Raw genomic sequence first — 18,566 nt, 5'->3', positions numbered from 1 at the left:
TTTATATATAAAATACTAATTAACTTCTCTCATAATATTAACTTCATTTTTAAAACTTATATTTTTTAAATAAGCTGATAAATCGCTATCCATACTAAGTAAATGATAATCAAACCAATAAGGTAGTTTTTCTAAATAGTATGACTTTAGAATATTCATACCAAATAAACTATGGGACTTATCTATAAAAAACTGCAACTCTGCTAATACCTTGTTATGTTCATTTTTATGTTCCATGCTTCGAGGATAATTATATCTATCCATAAGTTTTTCTTCTTCTAAAAAATGTCTTTTTGTATGAATAAATAATTCAGTAGATTTTAATTTTATACTTTCATTTGAATTAATATTTACACTATTATAAATGTCTAAAAATTCTAAATGTAAGGTATCCATCTTCTCATAATTTAACAGATGTTTCTTTTTATCAAATTCTTTTATTTTTGGCATTTTTTGCTCCTATTTAAAAAATAAGATGCAAAAACTATTCCAATTAAAATAATTAGTAAATCCTTAGTAATATGAAACTTTTGTTAAGATAGTATATCAATAAGATTTTAAAAATATAAAAGGACTATTTATTGCAATTTGAAAAACTTATTAAGGGTAAATTAGTAAAAAGATATAAAAGATTTTTAGCAGATATTATACTTGAAGATGGTCAAGAAATAACAGCTCACGTACCAAATAGCGGAGCTATGACTTCTTGTATTGAAGATAATTGTGATGTTTGGGTTAGTTTTCATGATAATCCAAAAAGAAAATTAAAATACACTTTAGAGCTTACAAAAATGAGTGAGAATTTAATCTGTACAAATACAGGTGTTGCAAATAAAATAGCAATTGAAGCTATTGAAAATAGCACAATAAAAGAGCTTCAAGGATATACTTCACTAAAACCTGAACAAAAGTATGGACAAAATAGTAGAATTGATATTTTACTTGAAAATGAAAATCAAAAATGTTATGTTGAAGTAAAAAGTGTAAGCCTTAAGATAAATGATAATTTAGCTTTTCCTGATTCAGTTACAAGTAGAGGAACAAAACACTTAAATGAGCTTTATGATATGGTAAAAGATGGACATAGAGCTGTTATGTTATATGTTGTTCAAAGAACTGATGATTTACCTTTTAGATTAGCTTGTGAAATAGATAAAAAATATTGCGATGCCTTCGAAGAAGTTACAAAAAAAGGTGTTGAAGTTTTAGTTTATCAATCTAATATAAGTCTAGAAGAAATAGAAATAAAGAAAAAATTGATTTTTTAGATTAATATTAAAAAAATTGTATATAAATTATATATGCTTCATAATAATTAGATATAATCACGAAAAAAATTAAATAGGACAATTTTGAATTTAAAACAAATAAGCATGGCTATATATGCAACATATTTAACTAATAAATATGGCTTCAAACTAAAAAAAGTAAAAACTGCTAAAGAAAAAAAAGCTTTGAGATTAGAATATTCTCAAACTTTACTATCAAAACTAAATATAAGTATAAAAGTTTTAAATAAAGAAAATATCCCAAATGATGGTAAGTATTTACTTATTTCAAATCATAGAAGTATTATTGATCCTCTTATAATCGAAATTGCATTAAAAGATTCATTAATACATGGATTTTGGGTATCAAAAAAAGAGTTATATAATTCACTCTTTTTTGGTACATTTACTAGAAATTCTGACTCTATATTACTTGATAGAGAAGCTTCTAATATGTCATCATTTTTTAAAGACACAAAAGAAGTTGTAAGTAATGGTCATTCAATATTTATTTTTCCAGAAGGAACAAGAAATAAAGAAAATACTCCTCTTAGTAGTTTTAAAGATGGAGCAAGATTAATTGCACTTAAAAATAGACTTCCATTATTACCTGTATTTATAAGAACAAATGCTAATGAAATTTTAAAAGATGCTATAAACAATAGAACAAAAGATTTAGAAATAGAAATCCAAATTGGTGAGATAATCGACTATAAAGATAAAGCTCCATTAGAAGAGAATTATAGAAAAATGTTTAATATATAAGTTATTCTTATTTATAAACTATTAAGTTTAGTTATATAATAATTCGGTTTTAGAAAAAGGAATTAATAATGAACAAATTTGATAAATTTAGAAATTTTTGTAGACCATTTAGAATTGTACTAGGTTTAGTTTTAATAGCAATAGGATACTTTACAGGTAATGCTTGGTTTTATTTAGGTGTTATTCCATTGATTGCAGGATTAGCAGATTTTTGTCCTTTATGTATCATAAGTAAAAAGTGTACTCCAAAAATGAAATAGAGTAAAAGAAGAATTTAATTCTTCTTTTATTTTCTAGCTTAATTCAACTCCACATTTCTCACAGTTTTTTCTAAACCATCCACGACCTGGATATTCTCCACAACTAGGACATTTCCAAAGAAAAAACATATATCCTAAGTAAATAACAAATCCTGCAATTGCAGCATTAAACCATGTTTCCTTTGCTAAGCCTAAAATTTCTGGTAAATCTTTTACTTGCATAACTATGTTTGGCGTTAAAAGTAGAAAAAATATAAATGCAGTGATTTTCGCATTTCTTATAACTACTGCAAACTCTTTTTTTACATCTTTATTTTTCATTTTTATCCTTTAAAAAATTTAAAATTATCATTCCATAGAACTTACCATCTTTATAAAATTCTGCTCTATATTTAGTTTTTCCATTATCAACTGAATAATTATCTTGAATATCTTTTTCTTCAATTAAAATATCATCTTCACTATCAAGTCCTGCTTTACTAAATCCAATGATATTAACTCTATAATCACTTTTTACGATTTTAAAATCTTTTTTAATATCTATTTGAGTAGCAAACGGTGTTTCTATTATTTTTCCATCAACTTCAATTTTTATATTTTTTTCTGCTTTTGCTATTTCAAATATTTGAGGGTAAAACTCTGTTGCTTTAATATTTCCAATATAAATTTCATATCTTCCATCAATAAATCTATATGCCCCTAAACTATGTTCAAATTTGAAAACATTATCTGATTCTTTTAAAGGAACATATTTAGTATAATTTTTAATATCACTCAAATCAAAAACTATATTATCATTTACTCTAACTTTTCCAAAATCAGAAATCTTTTTTTGAACATCATCATAATTATTTATATCAAATTTTCTTTCAAATTTAATATGCATAATATTCATAAACTCTTCTATAGATTTTAACTGATATATAACTTTATGTGTTAAATCAGTAATGTTTTTACTAGTTTCTATAGCAAATGCTGGTTTATTATGAGTTACTGCAAAAAAAGTTAAGGATAATTGCATTTGCTCATCTTTAAATTTAGTTTCAGTATTCTTAACACCAAAAGAGTGATAATCTTTAAATAAATTATCATTATTTAGACTATCATTTACTTGATTTGCAATTTCATCTAAGTTTCCAAATTTATCAAGACCAGTTATTTTTTCTTGATCAATAATAGTTGCTTGTCCCCAAGCATTTGGATTAAAAATTGCATTTTCATATTTATTTCTATAAAAACCATATCCATCATGTAAATTTAATATTAAATCAACTTTTTTATCAAGTATTATCTCTTTTACTTTTGTTACAGTGTCATAATCAGGATCATTTTTTTCAATAGAAGAAAATTTTCTATTCATATCATCATAGAGACCTCTATTATTAGCCATAATACTATCTGCATTTAAATCAGGTATTATCCAAACATTCCCTGATTTAATTTCATAATATTTCTCTAAAAAAGCTGGTGCAAAATAGCCACCTGGCTCATCTCCATGAATCCCTCCAATTATTAATAATGTGTTTCCTTTTTCATTGCTCTCTTTTTTAAACAATTCAAAACTTAGGTTTGCAGCATTTATAATAAAAGGAATAAAAAGTAATAAAAATCTCATCATATTCCTAGTAGTTTAAATAAATATTTATAATAATTATTTTCAAAAAATAAACATTATAAATATAGTGTGGGAATAATATCATATGCTATTTTAGAGCATGTTTAAAATTTATTATATTATTTGTTTCTATTATAAATATATAAATATTCGCTCTTACATTTACTTGAATTTATCATTGAAGTTAATAAATGTAATAATTTATGTTAACATAATGAATGAATAAAAATTTACAAATGGTTTATACCTATCACAACGAAACAAAACATTCTCAGCAAAGATACGCAAGATCTTTAGGTTATATGGATTGGGAAACACAACCAAATCCTTATAGAACATACGCAGGTACTAAAAAAATTCAATTACCTTTATCATTTGATAATAATACTTTAGAATACAGCCAAATATTTGACCAAAAAGAAAATACACTTAACGCTCCTTTATGCAAAGAAGCAATATCACAATTTTTTCAATTTTCTCTTGGACTGGCTGCTATTAAAGAGTATGGAGAACAATCTTGGGCATTAAGATGCAATGCATCAAGTGGAAATTTACAACCAAGTGAAGCTTATATGATTTCAAATGAAATTGTAGGAATTGATGATGGACTTTATCACTATAGCCCACAAGAGCATGAACTTGAATTATTATCAAAAGCAAATGAACAATTATCACTTCCAAAAAATAGTTTTTTACTATGTTTATCTTCAATAGTTTGGAGAGAAGCTTGGAAATATGGTGAAAGGTCATGGAGATATACTCAACTTGATTGTGGACATGCACTAAAAGCTTTAGAAATTTCTGCTTCAATATTAGGATGGAAAATTGAAGTTCTAAATACAAAAGATAGTGAACTACAAAAACTAATAGGTTTCGATCAAGCTCACAGGTATGTTCCAGAAGAAAGGGAACTTCCTGATATGCTTATTTTAGTTTCTCTTGAAAACAGCACAGAAGCAGTTGATTCTTTAGATATCAATGCTATTAGAGAAACATTACAAGAAAAATATGAGGGAAAAGCAAATCAACTAAGCTACGCTTGGCACAAATGGGATATTTTAGAAAAAATAGAAGATGCCACATTAAGTGATGATTTACAAACAAAAAAATATATAAATGATATATATGAAAAAAATCCAAATAGACAGCCTTCAAGTTTAGCAAAAGATGTAGTTCTAAAAAGACGATCTGCACAAATGATGAACAAAGATGATTGTACTTTTACAAAAAAAGAGTTTGAAACAATTATAGGTTCTGTTAAGTCGAACAATTCAGCTATTCACTTAGTTATTTTTGTGCATAGTGTTGAAGAAATACCTTCAGGACTTTATATACTTGTTAGAAACAGTGAGCATAAAACACAATTACAAGCTTTATTAAAAGAGAGTTTTCTTTGGGAAAAAGTAGATACTGATGCAGGTGAACTGTATAAGTTAGAAGATGGAGATTTTAAATTTCTAGCAAAAGCAATTTCTTGTAATCAAGATATAGCAAGCGATGGTGCGTTTACACTTGGAATGTTAGCAGAGTTTAAAAATCAAGTGGAAAATATATCAGCTGCAAAATATAAACATTTATATTGGGATTGTGGAGCAATTGGACAACAGTTATACCTTGAAACAACATCTTTAAATCTATCAGCAACTGGAATTGGATGTTTCTTAGATGATATTCTTCATGGAGTTATTGGCTTAAAAACAAACGAGTTTCAAACCCTTTATCACTTTACTATAGGTCGAGGTTTAGTTGACAGTAGATTATCTACTAAAAAACCTTATATAAAATAAAGAAGATTTTTCTTCTTTATTTTACTTATTACTTACTTTTCTAACACTCTTTTAGAAGTATCATAAACCATTTCATAATACTTATTATTGTTAAATTCAAACTCTTGAATTACATCTAGACCTAGTTTTCTTTTATGTGCTGCAAATGATCTTTCATTTATTTTATTTACAAAAGTTACAAGGATTGGATATCTTTTTGACATAGATTCAAGTGCAAAATCAAAAAGTTTTTCAAGTAATCCACTTCCTCTAACACTTTTATCAATACAAACAGGACCGTATTGATATGAATTATCTACACTTAAAGTTTGTCCTAGATAAGTTAGCTTTGGTAAATCTTTTATCATAAATGCAAACATAGGCCACTTTGACCAATATTGCCATGATGCTGACATAACATATCCTAGTACAACATCATCTTCAACAGCTATGAAGATCCCCTGCTCTAGTGTTATAATATCTGCTAATTCTTCTTTTGAAAATCCAGTTGTTACAAATCCATCTTTTTTATCAACTTCTGCTATTGTTGCTAACTGATATTTTGCATGTAGTTTTAATATGTTTTCAATATCTTTTATTTCTGCTATTTTTAATTGCATATTTGACTTCCTTTATTATTTTAATATCTCTCATACTTTTCTCTTATTTTTATATAAATATGCACATTATTTGAATCATCGTTAAATTCACGTTCATCAACTATAATATAATTTAAATTTCTAATTAATTTTCCTAATTTATCATAACCATAATTTCTAGAATCAAAAGAAGGATGATTTTTATTTATATATCCGCCTACATTTGATAATTGCGCCCAACCATCATCTTTTGAAACAGCATTAATTGCTGAAATTATTAGAGGTCTTAGTTCAACATTATTTGATTCATCTTTATGTACTGGAACTTCTTTCTTCTCTTTCAAAATTTCTGTAAATACAAACTTGTCACAAGCTGCAATAAAAGCCTCAGGAGTTTTCTTTTCACCAAAACCATATACTATAAGCCCTGATTCTCTGATTCTTGTAGCAAGTCTTGTAAAGTCACTATCAGAAGAAATCAAACAAAAACCATCTAGGCTATTTTCATGTAAAATATCCATCGCATCTATTATCAAAGAAGCATCTGTTGCATTTTTACCTGTTGTATAAGAAAACTGTTGCATTGGTTGAATTGCGTGTTTATTTAAGTGTTCTTTCCATTGTTTTAAGTGACTATTAGTCCAATCACCATAAGCTCTTTTAATACTAGCAGTACCAAACTTAGCAACTTCGGCTAGGAGTTCAGAAATAAGTGAAGCTTGAGCATTATCAGCATCTATTAATACAGCAAGTTTTATAGTTCTATTTTCGCTCATATTATTCCTTGGATTATTTTGAATTATATATTGCTATTATAATATCTAGTTAATTGTTAGTTTATTCTTCAAACTAATTATTAATAACAATTTTGATAAAATTCGCAAAACAAGGAATTTATTTAATGAAAACACAAAACTTATTTATACTGTCATTTATTTCAATCATAGCAACTTATCTTTATGTATTTGGGCAAGAAAGAACAATAGAAATAATAAAAGAAGAATACATATCTATTATAGGACTTATAGTACTTACAGCTGTTTTTTTATTCTTTAAATTTAAACTAAAAGATTATGAAATAAGAGAATTTCCTCAAAATAATCTATCTTTTAAATCAACAGTTTTATTTTTTCTTATCTTTCAAGTGGTAGATTATATATCAGAAGATGGATTTATAGGAATGATATCTCAATGGTTTTTTTACTGGATTATGGGACTTATAGCTTTAGTTTTAATGGAAACTATTAACTACTTAAAAAATTATCAATTAATTTATAAAAAATAAAAGTATAATTTCAAAGCTGCTATCTTATTTTAATAGGAAGCAAGCTTAAAAAACTCAAAGCTTCAGGAAGTGAAAACTCTGCTTTATCTATATCATTTTGTTTTGGGTCTATTAGATAGTTTTTAGAACTTACAAAATTTGCTTTTTTTAGATTGTTTTTTATAAAAGAACTTAACTCTAAATCACAATTATCAAAAACTGCACGTTCAAGATTGCATTCTTCAAAACCAGTATCTTTTATAAGTGAATTAATAAACTTCATTTGTCGCAAATCCATAAGATGAAAAGAGTTTTGAGAGATATTACATAAATCAAATTTCACATCAAAAGGTTCTTCACAATTACTCCATGAAATACCAATAAGTTTACAGTTTTCAAAAGAGATATCATTAAAAACACAATTTTTCAATACGCTAAGAGATAAATCACAATCTATAAATATACATTCTCTAAATTTACAAGAAGAAAAAACAGCCTTTGAAAAATCACATTTTATAAAGGTGCAATCATCAAAATAAATAGAATCTAATATTTTGTCATCGTATTGGACAAACTCTTCTTCCCAATAATCATTTGTTTTAAACATTTTTCTCTTTTTTTATTTAATTTTATCTAATTTGAGATAAAACAATATACATAATATAAACTATTTCTTACTAACTAAAATTCCACCAATTACAATAAGTGCGATTCCTAAAAAGCTATACATATCAGGAATAGAATCCCCCAATACTACTCCAAAACCAATTGCAAAAGGAATACTTGTATAACTTATAACTCCAATAATACTAGCTGCACTTAAACTATATGCTCGAGTTAAAAACCATTGTGAGACTGTTGATAGAATCGCCATAAAAACTATAAGTATCCAAAGTATAGGATCTGTATATATTTGAAAATGTGCATAAGGTGTAAATAAAAAGATTAATAAAGGAATAACTACACCAACTCCCATAAAGGAAAGCATAATAATTCTTGCATCATAAATATCTTTTATTTTCTTTATAGTAGCATACGCTGCAGCTGCAAAGAATCCACCTAAAACTCCTAAAATATGAGCCATTGATATTTCTATACCAAAAGGTTCTATGATTAAAACTACTCCAATAAATCCAATAACAAGTGCAATAAATGTTTTAATATTTATAGTTTCTTTCATTAAATAATATGCAAGAATTGTCACAAAGAATGGTGATGTTTTATTTAAAATTACAGCTTCTCCAAGGGGTATTTTAGCAATTGTATAAAAAAATAGTAACATAGCTAGTGAGCCAAAAACACCTCTTAGAAATAATAAATGCAGTTTTGAAGTATCAATAAATACAGGTATTTTTTTTAAACTATAAAGTATTATCATAACACCCAATAAGTTTCTGTAAAACACTATTTCTATAGGATCCATGCTCACAGATAGTATTTTTGCAACTGCTCCATTTAGTGCTCCAATAAAAGCACTTAGAAGCATAAATAAAATACCTTTATCTATTAATTTTAATTTTGATATCAATATTCTAGTTTCTCAATGTTGCAATTAATCTATTTGAATCTTTTAAAAATGCAAAAACATCAAATATTGATTTTACTAAAATATCAGAGTTTAAAAGAGTTTCAGTACAAAGACCCTCATCTTGTAAAATTGCTATTCCTAAAATAGTCTCTTTTAACATCAATTTGTCATTTCTTCCATTTCCTACACTTAAACATGTATTTAAACCAAGCTCTTTTACGAAGTTTAGCTTAGCCATATCTTGAGATAAAGCAGGTATTGTGATAACTTTACAGTTTGTATTTTCTAACTCTTTTTTTACTGTTCCATAGGTATCTGCTGTTATTACATAGAAGTTAAAACTTGATGATAATTCATTAATATTTTTTGAAACATCACCTATTAGTTTTCCATCAATTGCAATTGTTCCATTGTAGTCAAAAACAATATCTTTTATTTCTAAAGTTTCTCTTCCTGGTATTTCTACTATCATATATTTCTCTTTTATTTTTAAATGATTTATGTTTACTAAGTCTTAAAATACTATATTTACCCTAAAAATATTGCATAATGACATTCTTTTAAAGAAAAATCATTTTTTTCCATATAATCTTTAAAATATGTATGGAGAAGAGTATGCAACTTATAATAGGAAGTCAAGTAACCCTAATTGATGGTAAGATACAAAAGCTATTTCCTTATGGAAAAGTACTCGAATTATTAAGTAAATTTAAAAATATTTGCAATGATATTCACTGGAATGTAAATGTTCCCCAAAGAGATAACTGTCAAATTATAGATAATCAAGAAGAGATAAAAATAAAAAATTTTCATCCTAGAGAATTTCAAACAAATTGTGTAGATAAATTCACACGAACTACTCTAACTGGATATCTTTATGCTCCAACGGGTGCTGGAAAAACAAACATTGCTGCATATTTAATCGCAAAACGAAATATTAGAACACTTTTTATTGTTCCTAAAGCAGATTTGGTAAAACAAACAAAAAAAAGATTTCAAGCTATATTAGATATTGATCCAAAACATATAGGGGAACTTAGTGGATCAAAAAAAGAATTTGGGGCTGCAATTCTTATTACTACTTGGCAATCATTAAATAATGATGCAACTTTACAAACCATAATAGATGATAAGTATTCTATGGTTATTTGTGATGAGATGCATAAATGCAGTGCGGAAGTATATTATAATGTAGTTTCTAGAATACCTGCTATGTATAAACATGGATTAACCGCAACGCCATACAGAAATAATACTCAAAACGAACAAAGACTTTTTGATCTTATAGGAAATGAATTAGCAAGAGTAGAGATATCAGATTTATATAATGATAAATTTTTAGTTCGTCCAAGTATTCAATTTAAAAATACAAACTATAAAATTGATATAAATCAGCCATATCTTGAATCTTTGAATTTCAATATAAAACTAGGAATGTTAAAAAAGAATATTGATAAATCAAAAAAAAGAAAAGAAATTATCATTAATGATATTAAAAACTCTCTTATATTAGAAAAACAATTATACAAAGACAATCGATCTGTAATATTAGTAAATACTCTAGAATTAGCTCAAAGTATACAAGAGGAGTTATCAAGCACCTACAATGTTTTATATATTGATGCAAATACAAAAGCAAAAGATAGAAATGAGATATTTAATAGCTTAACTGAAAATGAAATAACAGATTATATTCTAATAGGAACATCAAAATTATTAGGGGAAGGTACAGACATACCATCAATAAGAAATGTATTTTGTGCAAGTCCAGCATATCCACCCTTTGAAGATACTGCAAGAATGCAGCAAATTATAGGTAGAGCTATTAGACCCTTTGAAAATAAAGATACTGCGAATATTATAATTTATAATGATGAAACATCTGGGTGGATTGATAAAAAGAAAGAAAATGTTTTTAATATCATCTATGATAATGTTCAACCTTTAATAAAATAATATTTCTAATTTGAATAATGGTTTATATTCACTAAACACTAAAACACTATAGTTGCGCAAAAAAAGGATAATAAATGGAATCATTTGATTTCTTTAATACTTTACTACCTTCTAGTAAAGCGCAACTTCTTGAGGCATCTACATTTATAAAAGTTCCTGTAGGAACTAAACTATATTCTCAAGGAGACATTTGTTCAGATATTCTTTTTTTAACAAAAGGACGAGTTCGAGTAGCAAGACAACATGAAAATGGTCAAAGTGTATTACTTTATTACTTCTCTCAAGGAGAACAGTGTAATGTAAACTTTACAAGTTCATACAACTCAGCACCTGCAGTTGGAACTGCTATTGCTGAAACAGATTTGGAAGGTTTTGATTTACCAGTTGAATTGATTGCTAAACTTTTTATTGAAGATAAAGAGTTTCAACGATATGTTTTTGAACAATATGTAAACCGCTTAGAATCTATGGCATCTTTGATTGAAGAGATAAGATTTTTAAGCTTAGATACAAGATTACTTCATTGGTTACAATCTCAAGATAAAAAAGAGATACTTATTTCCCATGAAGAAATTGGAGATATTATTGGAACTTCAAGGGAAGTTGTAAGTCGTATATTAAAAAGTTTTGAAAAGAACAGTATTGTAAAACTCTCTAGAAAAAAAATAGAACTTTTATAAAAGTTCTATTTTCTTAAATTATCAAGTGAAAATCTATTTAGTTCTATTAAATACGAAAGAATAAAAAAGAAAATAGCATATATCATTTGAGAAGACATTACATTCCAGTTTTCTTGTAATCCTGAACCAAATACTAAAACAGTAATTAATAATGCACCTAAAAGTAAAGCTCTACTTGTAAATAATCCTAAGATTAATAAAACACCGATAATCAACTCAGCAAAGGGAATCATATAAGATGAAAGGCTCACCAAAAACTCTGGCAAAATAGTATTAGAAAACTGCCCTATCATCCACATATTGAACTTTTCAAGATCTAGAAGTCTTGCAACTCCATGGGTAAACATATTTACACCCATGGTTAGTCTTAGTATGAAATAAGCCAATTGTATTGTTGTTTGTTTTGAATCATTCATAAAATTTTCCTTATTTTAAAATAATGACGACTGATAATAAATAATATAAGTCCCTGCAACAATAAGAAAAACTGCGCTTATTTTTTGCATATGAGGTAAAATAGAATTTATTTTTCTACTTATAAAATCCTTTGCAAAAATTGAACTCATAATTGTAATTAGCATTAATAAACTAATTCCTACAAAATAAGCCACAATATAACTCACACCTAAAGCTGTATTTGGTTCACTAAAAGCTTGAGTCGCCACAACCAAAAATAGTGGGAATAAACATCCTAAAGCACCAATTGCATAAGCAATTCCAAAGAAGAAAGCTTCTTTAATTTCATTTTCATGTTTCTTTTGATTCATATGAATATTTACACTAAAATCTTTTCCAAGAAGCATTAATATTGCAACTACTATAAGAATAGCTCCTAGAGAAACAGCCACATATTTCATATAACTTTTGATTAGTTCAGCTGCTAAGACAATAAAACCACTTGCAATTGCGTATATAACTAAAATACCTAATATAGAAAAAAATGCTAATTTCAAAGCTCTTAATAAAAGATGAATTTTACTTTGATTTGATACATTATTTCTAGAGATAAAAGAGACGATATAAGCAGGAAGAAGTGCAACGGCACAAGGGGCGAAAAACGCAAAAACCCCTTGAAGAAACGAAAAGTATATAAAACTATTCATTACTTAATGCATCATCCAATAACTTAGTGTAATCTTCTAATGTAAGATGCCCTCTTTCTTTAAATGTAATCTCACCTTTTGAATTAACCATGATAGTTGTAGCTTGACCTGTTACACCAAAATCAACCATGATTTTTGGATTACCAGCAACTGATGGATAAACTAAACCATGATCTTTTGCTAATTTTGTTAATACAGCATCAGTGTCTGTTGGGTCAATACTAATAGAGATAAAATTTACTCTATCTTTATATGTTTTATAAACGCTATTGATTGATGGCCAGTTTTTAGCACAAGTTGGACACCAAGAAGCTGTAAAATAAACTAATGTTGGTTTTTTTGTAGCTAAATATCCATCTAGACTAACTTTTTCACCTGTAATTGTTGTTGCAGAAAATTGAGGAGCCATAGCAGGCGCTGCAAACATTGTTCCTATAAATAAGGCAAAACCTAATATAATTTTTTTCATAATATTCCTTTAAATTTGTTAAGATAGAAGAATTATAGGCAATAGTAAAAAATTTGTATGTGATGAATGTCACTTAAGATTTAGAAATTTGAGAATTTTGAAATAAGTTTTATTTGATTAGTTTTTACACTAATCAAATATTTTTTTATAAACATGACAATAGGGAGTTTTGCCTGTTCTTTCATAATAATCTTGATGAAATTTTTCAGCTGCATAAAAAGGACTACTTGGTTTTAAAGTTGTTGCAACTGCATAACCTTTTGCTTTTAAAATTTCTATAAGTTTCTCACTTGTTCTTTTTTCTTCTTCATTTTCATAAAATACTACAGAAAGATATTGACTTTCAATATCTGGACCTTGACCATTTTTTTGAGTTGAATCATGTATTTCAAAAAATAGTTTTGCTAAACTTTCATATGAAATTTCAGAGGAATCATACACTACTTCTACAGTTTCCACATGACCTGTATCTCCTTTTATAACAGCTCTATAAGAAGGATTTTGTACATGACCACCCATAAATCCACTAACTACATCTTTAACACCTTTTTGCTTTTCAAACAAATGTTCAACTCCCCAAAAACAACCACCTGCAAAGTGAGCTTTTTTAGTGTTTGAATAATCAATATTTTTTGTTGGCACAACGGTATCTTTACTAAAACTAGTTGTTATAAAAGCTAATACTCCAAGGGCAATAGTTAATATATATTTATTCATATTATTCCTTTTTCTTTTTTTTTATTGTACTTATATTTTGTGTATGACTTGTTTACTTTTTCTTAAATAAATCTATATTTTGTGACTATTTTCTTCATTTATATGTTATATTCTCTTTTCAAAAGTAAAACAAAAACTAAGATATTATCTTAAATGAACTAAAGGCCTAAAATGAAAAGAAAACCAAACAGAAAAAAAGAACACGCTGTTAAAATTATAAGTGATGAAAAACTAAAAAATCCAGCTGAGATTAAAGAAATATTAGAAAAGAAAAGATTTGCTGGTTATTACAAAACAAAAGTGAGATTTGTAAACTAATTTATAAGTTTAATTAAAAAAAGTAGAAGTTATCAACTTCCTTTTTTTAATATTTCGAAAGAGATCTCCATGTTCCTGCATTGTGAACATTTTTAAATCCTTTTGCAAGTAAAGTACGCTTTGCTATTGCACTTCTGCTTCCAGAGGCACAACATAAAATTATAGGTTTTGTATTATCTAACTCATTTAGTCTATTATTAAGTGAACCCAATGGGATATTGATACTTCCAGTTTTGTGAGCTGATTTAAACTCTTCTACACTTCTTACATCTATAATCTTTCCACCTTTAGAAAGTAAATCTGGAACTAGCTTTAATACTTTTGATTGAGTATATTTTTTATAAGCTATATAAACTGCCAATGCTATTAACGCATAAATTAAATTATCATTCATAAATTTTTCCTTTTATAATTCATCTTTGTAAACTATAGAGTTATACTCTTTTGAATAAATTAGTTCACCTGAATTTAACAGTTCAACATATTCTTTAAACCATAAAGAAAAACTCTGAGATACTATTTCTCTCTCATCTAACTCATACCATAAAGTAATGATTTGACCTTTTGTTCCACTTGATGTTGGACTTAAATCAAGACAATAATGATCTCCACAACCATCACTTGTAAATGGTATCCAGTTTATATTCCACCATTCATTTTTTACTCCATCATCAGCAACTGATACTTTGCCTTGAAGTTTTGTTTCTAATAAGTTTTTCCAAATATTAAACTCTTCGATAATACGCTGCGTTGATAAAAACTCCTGAGAATCAAAAAGCCAAGCAGCCTCACCTTTTTGACCATTATGGATTTTTAATACACTTATAAAATCATCTGGTAAATCAACACCTAAAGCACTTCTTAGTTCTTCTATTTCATCATTTGTAGCAGGTGAATTTAAATCTAATAAACCATCACTATAGTTAAGAGCAAGCCATTGTTTAAACTTGTCAAATTCTTTTTTCATTTAAATCCTTTAAATATTCCGCGTATTCTAATGGAATTTGACTTATATTCTTTAATATAAATAACTCTTTAAATTTGATTATTTTAGGATATTTTATATTTACATAAGCAAATATTATAAAATTAGACATTTATATATTTATTGATTCTTCTTATACTATTACTATAAAATAGATATTAATAAGAGTTTTAATATGATAATTATAATCTAAACTAATAATAAAATTAATTTAATTTGATATAAATCAAGAGAATAATAATTCAGACTTGTTACAATTGCAAAAAAAGGAATAAAATGAAAACAATTATCATTACAATAATAAGTTTATTAGGAATAAATCTTTTTGCAGACATAGAAAATGGGAAAAAGCTTCATCTTGCAAACTGTGCGATTTGTCATACAACAAATGGAGGAATGGCTTTTGGAAAAGATTTTAATATAGTTTCTTACACAAGAAAAAAAGAAGATATAAAAGCATATATGAAAGATCCATATGAAAACTTTAAAAGATTTGGATACGACGCAAATGCAATGCCAACATTACCTTTAAAAGAAAATGAGATTGAAGATATTGCAGATTATATAGACTCTTTACAAACTTTTAAAGTATGGATGAAAAAGTAATTTCTAGGATTTAATCTAAGTGCTAGTTATATAATGTCCTTTTATATAACTATTCCTTAGGTTTTTCCTCACTAGAATCAGAATTTTCTTCTTCTGTTTTATTTTTATTTTGAGCTTCTTTTTTCTTTAATTTTTCTTGTTTTTTCTTCTCTTTTTCTTGCTCTCTTGCTCGTTTTTCATAATTGTAATTTATTTTAGCCATTTGTTATCCTCTTATTTTATATTTGATTTGTTTTCCCATATAATAATGCTATATATTGATTGCTAAATCAAAGAATTTATCTTTATAGATTATTTTTAATATGGGCTTATGGGTTTCATTCTATCAGAATTTTTAGATTTTAACTTGAGAGATGAAAATTTGGATGACAGTTTGCATAAAAATTAGTATTTAATAAAATTAATCTTCCCTAGAATATCAGAATTTCTAGCAATTAAGTGCGTCATTAAAATCAGGTAAAATTACAACCTCCCCTACATTCATTCTATCAAGATGAATATCGCCAATACGAACTCTTACAAGTCTTAATGTAGGAAAACCAACAGCAGCGGTCATTTTTCTAATCTGGCGGTTTTTCCCTTCACAAATTGTGATAGAAATCCAGCTAGTAGGACCATGTCTTGCATCACGAATTTTAAAACCACGTGCTGGAAGGTCAGGCTCTTTTTCAAGGACAAATGCTTTAGAAGGAAGAGTTAGATAAATAAAGCCATTTACACTAATCTCAACACCATTTTGCAGCTTATATATTGCATCTTCTGTAATTTTTCCATCAACTTGTACATAGTATTCTTTTTCTATCCCTTTATCTCTTACTTGAAAGCTTTTCATACCATCAGTTGTAAGTAACAATAATCCTTCTGAATCATGATCAAGTCTTCCTATAGCCATAGTCTTATCAGGAAAATCAAATAACTCACCCAATAACTTTTTCTTCTTTCTTGGTTCTGGTACAAACTGACTTAAAAAACCATATGGCTTAAATATTTTGAAGTGCTGATGATTTCGCTCTGAAGCAGTGAGTTCTATTAGATTGTTTAGATTAGTACTTGGCATTGGATATTTTCCTGAATGTATTAAAGATAGGCTTTAGTTGTGGAATTATATTGAATTTTTGCTATATATTTAGTGAAAGGATGGTATCTTACGCTTAATTTAAATATCATTTAAAAAATGATTGTAAGGGAAATATATGAAAAGATCTATTGGAATGAAAAGTTCTTATGCTTTAACAAATAAAAGCGTAGATGATGAAATCACAAAAATATCAGCTGGAAATTTTGCTTTAGGATTTGAAAGTAAAACTGGACTATTTGTAGTTCAAAATTATGGTCGTTCTGATACTGATATAAATCACGAAATTAAAAATTGGATTGGTAAATATAAAAGATTTAAATTCTTCTATGCTTCAAGTCCTAAAAGTGCTTTTCTTAAAGAGTGCAAAAATTATCATGCTTTTGATAAAGATAAAATAGATAATAAAACACATCCTGAAAAACCTGAAAATACAGATTATACTTGTCCTTATTGTCACTAATAAAAATAAAAAAAGGACAGTAGTTTAGAGCTACCCATCCCCTTAGAAAAAAAATGTTAAATTAATTTTTTATTAAAAAACTCAATAGAATTAAATTACCAACTAATTTATCATAAGGAGGTGGATTTTTCATAGATTTTTAAAGATTTCTATATTCCTTTTTTCTTTTAATTACTTTTGTCTATAACTTTTAAACATTGTGTTTTAAACTTAGGAAGACCAAATCTAATTATCCATTCGATAATAGATAAGTTTACACCTTCATAATCATGTGCAATATATGTTCTCACATCATAAAGATCTTTTAAATCATCTTTATCAAATTTATCTAATATATCATCAGCATGAGATTGTTTTAATTTATTAAATTGTTCAGCTATAGCTGTTAGATGCATAAGTGTTGCAGGTCTTGAAGTAACTAGGTCTTCTAAAGCAGCAGAAATAGTTCCATTATTTTTTACAATTTCTTCTATATATTCTATTTTCTCAATAATCAAATATATTTTAGAAATAGATTCTTTAGACATAAATAGCTCTATCAATAATAAATTTTTTTGCAGTTTTTCCCATACCTGAACTATCAGCTAAATCAACAGGTATTCCAAAGATAGTACTAATTTCTTGTTTTATTTCATTTATTCTACTAACAGCTTTAAAACCATATTTTGCAGCAAAATCAGGGGTAGATTCAACTAATATATCCACATCACTATTTGGTGTTGCTTCATCTCTTGAGTATGAACCAAATAATCCTTTTATAATGAAACCCTCTTTACTATAAAGAGGTTTTAGTTCTTTTAGTTTTAAAATTATTTCATTTTTTTGAATCACGATTTTACCTTTATATTTTATATCAATACTATATCCAAAGTTTCGTTTATCATTGTTTATAAAGTCTCATTGATGTTGGGAAGTTCCAGAGACAATTTATTAAACTATACATATTTCATAATTGGTATACTGTCCCCGGAATTTTTAATAAAGTGGCGATTCATGACCTGACCCCTTTTTTCTTTTTCTAAAATTGTTTCAATTTGTAATGTTTTATTTTACTTGGTCTTTTGTTCTTTTGATAATTAAGTATCCTGTCCCCGGAATTTTCTTTTTCTTTTTCCTTATTGCCACAGTT

The 18,566-nt window shown here is 26.9% G+C and carries 28 protein-coding genes; 10 read left to right on the top strand and 18 right to left on the bottom strand.

The window, feature by feature from the left end:
- Window positions 1–15: 15 nt before the first annotated feature.
- Window positions 16–450 (bottom strand): hemerythrin domain-containing protein, encoded by a 435-nt coding sequence (locus AACT_RS06200; protein ID WP_172125978.1) that lies wholly within the window; start codon window positions 448–450, stop codon window positions 16–18.
- A 131-nt stretch (window positions 451–581) separates the two neighbouring features.
- Here AACT_RS06200 and sfsA point away from each other — a divergent pair, with 131 nt between their 5' ends.
- From sfsA to AACT_RS06185, 3 genes are all read left to right on the top strand, one after another.
- Window positions 582–1,268 carry a DNA/RNA nuclease SfsA gene (gene sfsA / locus AACT_RS06195; RefSeq protein WP_172125977.1) on the top strand — a complete coding sequence of 229 codons (687 nt, stop codon included), beginning with the start codon at window positions 582–584 and terminating at the stop codon, window positions 1,266–1,268.
- Between the two features lie 84 nt (window positions 1,269–1,352).
- Window positions 1,353–2,033, top strand: coding sequence for a lysophospholipid acyltransferase family protein (locus AACT_RS06190; protein WP_172125976.1), 681 nt, complete (start codon window positions 1,353–1,355; stop codon window positions 2,031–2,033).
- A gap of 68 nt (window positions 2,034–2,101) precedes the next feature.
- Window positions 2,102–2,293: a YgaP family membrane protein gene (locus tag AACT_RS06185; RefSeq protein WP_172125975.1), complete on the top strand. Its 192-nt coding sequence runs from the start codon at window positions 2,102–2,104 to the stop codon at window positions 2,291–2,293.
- 33 nt (window positions 2,294–2,326) lie between these two features.
- Here the strand turns inward: AACT_RS06185 and AACT_RS06180 are convergent, their stop codons facing one another.
- Window positions 2,327–2,614, bottom strand: coding sequence for a hypothetical protein (locus AACT_RS06180; protein WP_172125974.1), 288 nt, complete (start codon window positions 2,612–2,614; stop codon window positions 2,327–2,329).
- Window positions 2,604–3,908, bottom strand: coding sequence for a M99 family carboxypeptidase catalytic domain-containing protein (locus AACT_RS06175; RefSeq protein WP_172125973.1), 1,305 nt, complete (start codon window positions 3,906–3,908; stop codon window positions 2,604–2,606). Before AACT_RS06175 ends, AACT_RS06180 begins: the two co-directional genes overlap by 11 nt.
- Before the next feature lie 218 nt (window positions 3,909–4,126).
- On the opposite strand from AACT_RS06175, the gene AACT_RS06170 reads away from it, so the two are divergent.
- A complete protein-coding gene (locus AACT_RS06170) occupies window positions 4,127–5,695 on the top strand; it encodes a SagB family peptide dehydrogenase (RefSeq protein ID WP_172125971.1) in 1,569 nt (522 codons plus the stop codon).
- A 32-nt stretch (window positions 5,696–5,727) separates the two neighbouring features.
- On the opposite strand, the gene AACT_RS06165 is transcribed toward AACT_RS06170, so the two are convergent.
- Entirely contained in the window at window positions 5,728–6,294 is a 567-nt protein-coding gene (locus tag AACT_RS06165; RefSeq protein WP_172125969.1) for a GNAT family N-acetyltransferase, read from the bottom strand.
- 20 nt (window positions 6,295–6,314) lie between these two features.
- Window positions 6,315–7,049, bottom strand: coding sequence for an NYN domain-containing protein (locus tag AACT_RS06160; RefSeq protein WP_172125967.1), 735 nt, complete (start codon window positions 7,047–7,049; stop codon window positions 6,315–6,317).
- 125 nt (window positions 7,050–7,174) lie between these two features.
- Here AACT_RS06160 and AACT_RS06155 point away from each other — a divergent pair, with 125 nt between their 5' ends.
- Window positions 7,175–7,558, top strand: coding sequence for a hypothetical protein (locus tag AACT_RS06155; protein ID WP_172125965.1), 384 nt, complete (start codon window positions 7,175–7,177; stop codon window positions 7,556–7,558).
- Between the two features lie 19 nt (window positions 7,559–7,577).
- Here the strand turns inward: AACT_RS06155 and AACT_RS06150 are convergent, their stop codons facing one another.
- Genes AACT_RS06150 through AACT_RS06140 form a run of 3 tightly spaced genes read right to left on the bottom strand, consistent with a single transcriptional unit; the run spans window position 7,578 to window position 9,537 of the window.
- Window positions 7,578–8,144 carry a pentapeptide repeat-containing protein gene (locus tag AACT_RS06150; protein ID WP_172125963.1) on the bottom strand — a complete coding sequence of 189 codons (567 nt, stop codon included), beginning with the start codon at window positions 8,142–8,144 and terminating at the stop codon, window positions 7,578–7,580.
- A 60-nt stretch (window positions 8,145–8,204) separates the two neighbouring features.
- The gene (locus AACT_RS06145) at window positions 8,205–9,065 is read right to left on the bottom strand and encodes a DMT family transporter (RefSeq protein ID WP_228720545.1); all 861 of its coding nucleotides are present in this window, start codon (window positions 9,063–9,065) and stop codon (window positions 8,205–8,207) included.
- Between the two features lie 4 nt (window positions 9,066–9,069).
- Window positions 9,070–9,537, bottom strand: a complete 468-nt coding sequence (locus tag AACT_RS06140) for an HAD family hydrolase (protein ID WP_172125961.1) — start codon at window positions 9,535–9,537, stop codon at window positions 9,070–9,072.
- A gap of 143 nt (window positions 9,538–9,680) precedes the next feature.
- Here AACT_RS06140 and AACT_RS06135 point away from each other — a divergent pair, with 143 nt between their 5' ends.
- Together AACT_RS06135 and AACT_RS06130 are read left to right on the top strand one after the other, a co-directional pair.
- The gene (locus AACT_RS06135; RefSeq protein WP_172125960.1) at window positions 9,681–11,021 is read left to right on the top strand and encodes a DEAD/DEAH box helicase; all 1,341 of its coding nucleotides are present in this window, start codon (window positions 9,681–9,683) and stop codon (window positions 11,019–11,021) included.
- Between the two features lie 74 nt (window positions 11,022–11,095).
- The gene (locus tag AACT_RS06130) at window positions 11,096–11,701 is read left to right on the top strand and encodes a Crp/Fnr family transcriptional regulator (protein ID WP_172125958.1); all 606 of its coding nucleotides are present in this window, start codon (window positions 11,096–11,098) and stop codon (window positions 11,699–11,701) included.
- 5 nt (window positions 11,702–11,706) lie between these two features.
- On the opposite strand, the gene AACT_RS06125 is transcribed toward AACT_RS06130, so the two are convergent.
- The 4 genes from AACT_RS06125 to msrA form a co-directional block, all read right to left on the bottom strand.
- A complete protein-coding gene (locus AACT_RS06125) occupies window positions 11,707–12,117 on the bottom strand; it encodes a DoxX family protein (protein ID WP_172125956.1) in 411 nt (136 codons plus the stop codon).
- A 15-nt stretch (window positions 12,118–12,132) separates the two neighbouring features.
- A complete protein-coding gene (locus AACT_RS06120; protein WP_172125954.1) occupies window positions 12,133–12,804 on the bottom strand; it encodes a cytochrome c biogenesis CcdA family protein in 672 nt (223 codons plus the stop codon).
- Window positions 12,797–13,273 carry a TlpA family protein disulfide reductase gene (locus AACT_RS06115; protein WP_172125952.1) on the bottom strand — a complete coding sequence of 159 codons (477 nt, stop codon included), beginning with the start codon at window positions 13,271–13,273 and terminating at the stop codon, window positions 12,797–12,799. The genes AACT_RS06120 and AACT_RS06115 overlap by 8 nt, the downstream gene beginning before the upstream one ends.
- A 129-nt stretch (window positions 13,274–13,402) precedes the next feature.
- Window positions 13,403–13,990 carry a peptide-methionine (S)-S-oxide reductase MsrA gene (gene msrA / locus AACT_RS06110; protein WP_172125950.1) on the bottom strand — a complete coding sequence of 196 codons (588 nt, stop codon included), beginning with the start codon at window positions 13,988–13,990 and terminating at the stop codon, window positions 13,403–13,405.
- Between the two features lie 171 nt (window positions 13,991–14,161).
- Here msrA and AACT_RS06105 point away from each other — a divergent pair, with 171 nt between their 5' ends.
- Complete coding sequence (locus AACT_RS06105; RefSeq protein ID WP_172125948.1) at window positions 14,162–14,308, top strand: hypothetical protein; 147 nt, start codon at window positions 14,162–14,164, stop codon at window positions 14,306–14,308.
- A gap of 46 nt (window positions 14,309–14,354) precedes the next feature.
- Here the strand turns inward: AACT_RS06105 and AACT_RS06100 are convergent, their stop codons facing one another.
- Window positions 14,355–14,702 carry a rhodanese-like domain-containing protein gene (locus tag AACT_RS06100; RefSeq protein ID WP_172125946.1) on the bottom strand — a complete coding sequence of 116 codons (348 nt, stop codon included), beginning with the start codon at window positions 14,700–14,702 and terminating at the stop codon, window positions 14,355–14,357.
- A gap of 12 nt (window positions 14,703–14,714) precedes the next feature.
- Window positions 14,715–15,275: an SMI1/KNR4 family protein gene (locus tag AACT_RS06095; RefSeq protein WP_172125944.1), complete on the bottom strand. Its 561-nt coding sequence runs from the start codon at window positions 15,273–15,275 to the stop codon at window positions 14,715–14,717.
- Between the two features lie 294 nt (window positions 15,276–15,569).
- Between AACT_RS06095 and AACT_RS06090 the strand changes: the two genes are divergently transcribed.
- On the top strand, window positions 15,570–15,899 hold the full coding sequence (locus AACT_RS06090) for a c-type cytochrome (protein WP_172125942.1): 330 nt from the start codon (window positions 15,570–15,572) through the stop codon (window positions 15,897–15,899).
- Window positions 15,900–15,948: 49 nt separating this feature from the next.
- Here the strand turns inward: AACT_RS06090 and AACT_RS06085 are convergent, their stop codons facing one another.
- Both AACT_RS06085 and AACT_RS06080 read right to left on the bottom strand, forming a co-directional pair.
- The gene (locus AACT_RS06085; protein ID WP_172123749.1) at window positions 15,949–16,101 is read right to left on the bottom strand and encodes a hypothetical protein; all 153 of its coding nucleotides are present in this window, start codon (window positions 16,099–16,101) and stop codon (window positions 15,949–15,951) included.
- 225 nt (window positions 16,102–16,326) lie between these two features.
- A complete protein-coding gene (locus tag AACT_RS06080) occupies window positions 16,327–16,956 on the bottom strand; it encodes a pseudouridine synthase (RefSeq protein WP_172125940.1) in 630 nt (209 codons plus the stop codon).
- Between the two features lie 136 nt (window positions 16,957–17,092).
- Between AACT_RS06080 and AACT_RS06075 the strand changes: the two genes are divergently transcribed.
- Window positions 17,093–17,437, top strand: a complete 345-nt coding sequence (locus AACT_RS06075) for a hypothetical protein (protein ID WP_172125938.1) — start codon at window positions 17,093–17,095, stop codon at window positions 17,435–17,437.
- Window positions 17,438–17,604: 167 nt separating this feature from the next.
- Here AACT_RS06075 and AACT_RS06070 read toward each other — a convergent pair whose 3' ends face one another.
- Both AACT_RS06070 and AACT_RS06065 read right to left on the bottom strand, forming a co-directional pair.
- Window positions 17,605–17,964, bottom strand: coding sequence for a HepT-like ribonuclease domain-containing protein (locus tag AACT_RS06070; RefSeq protein ID WP_172125936.1), 360 nt, complete (start codon window positions 17,962–17,964; stop codon window positions 17,605–17,607).
- Window positions 17,957–18,268 (bottom strand): nucleotidyltransferase family protein, encoded by a 312-nt coding sequence (locus AACT_RS06065; RefSeq protein ID WP_228720544.1) that lies wholly within the window; start codon window positions 18,266–18,268, stop codon window positions 17,957–17,959. The genes AACT_RS06070 and AACT_RS06065 overlap by 8 nt, the downstream gene beginning before the upstream one ends.
- Window positions 18,269–18,566 lie beyond the last annotated feature (298 nt).

The sequence above is a fragment of the Arcobacter acticola genome (genome assembly GCF_013177675.1).
GTDB classification, from domain to species: Bacteria; Campylobacterota; Campylobacteria; order Campylobacterales; family Arcobacteraceae; genus Aliarcobacter; species Aliarcobacter acticola.
Note: the sequence above shows the minus strand (reverse complement) of the source record. Positions and strands in the feature narration are given on the sequence as shown.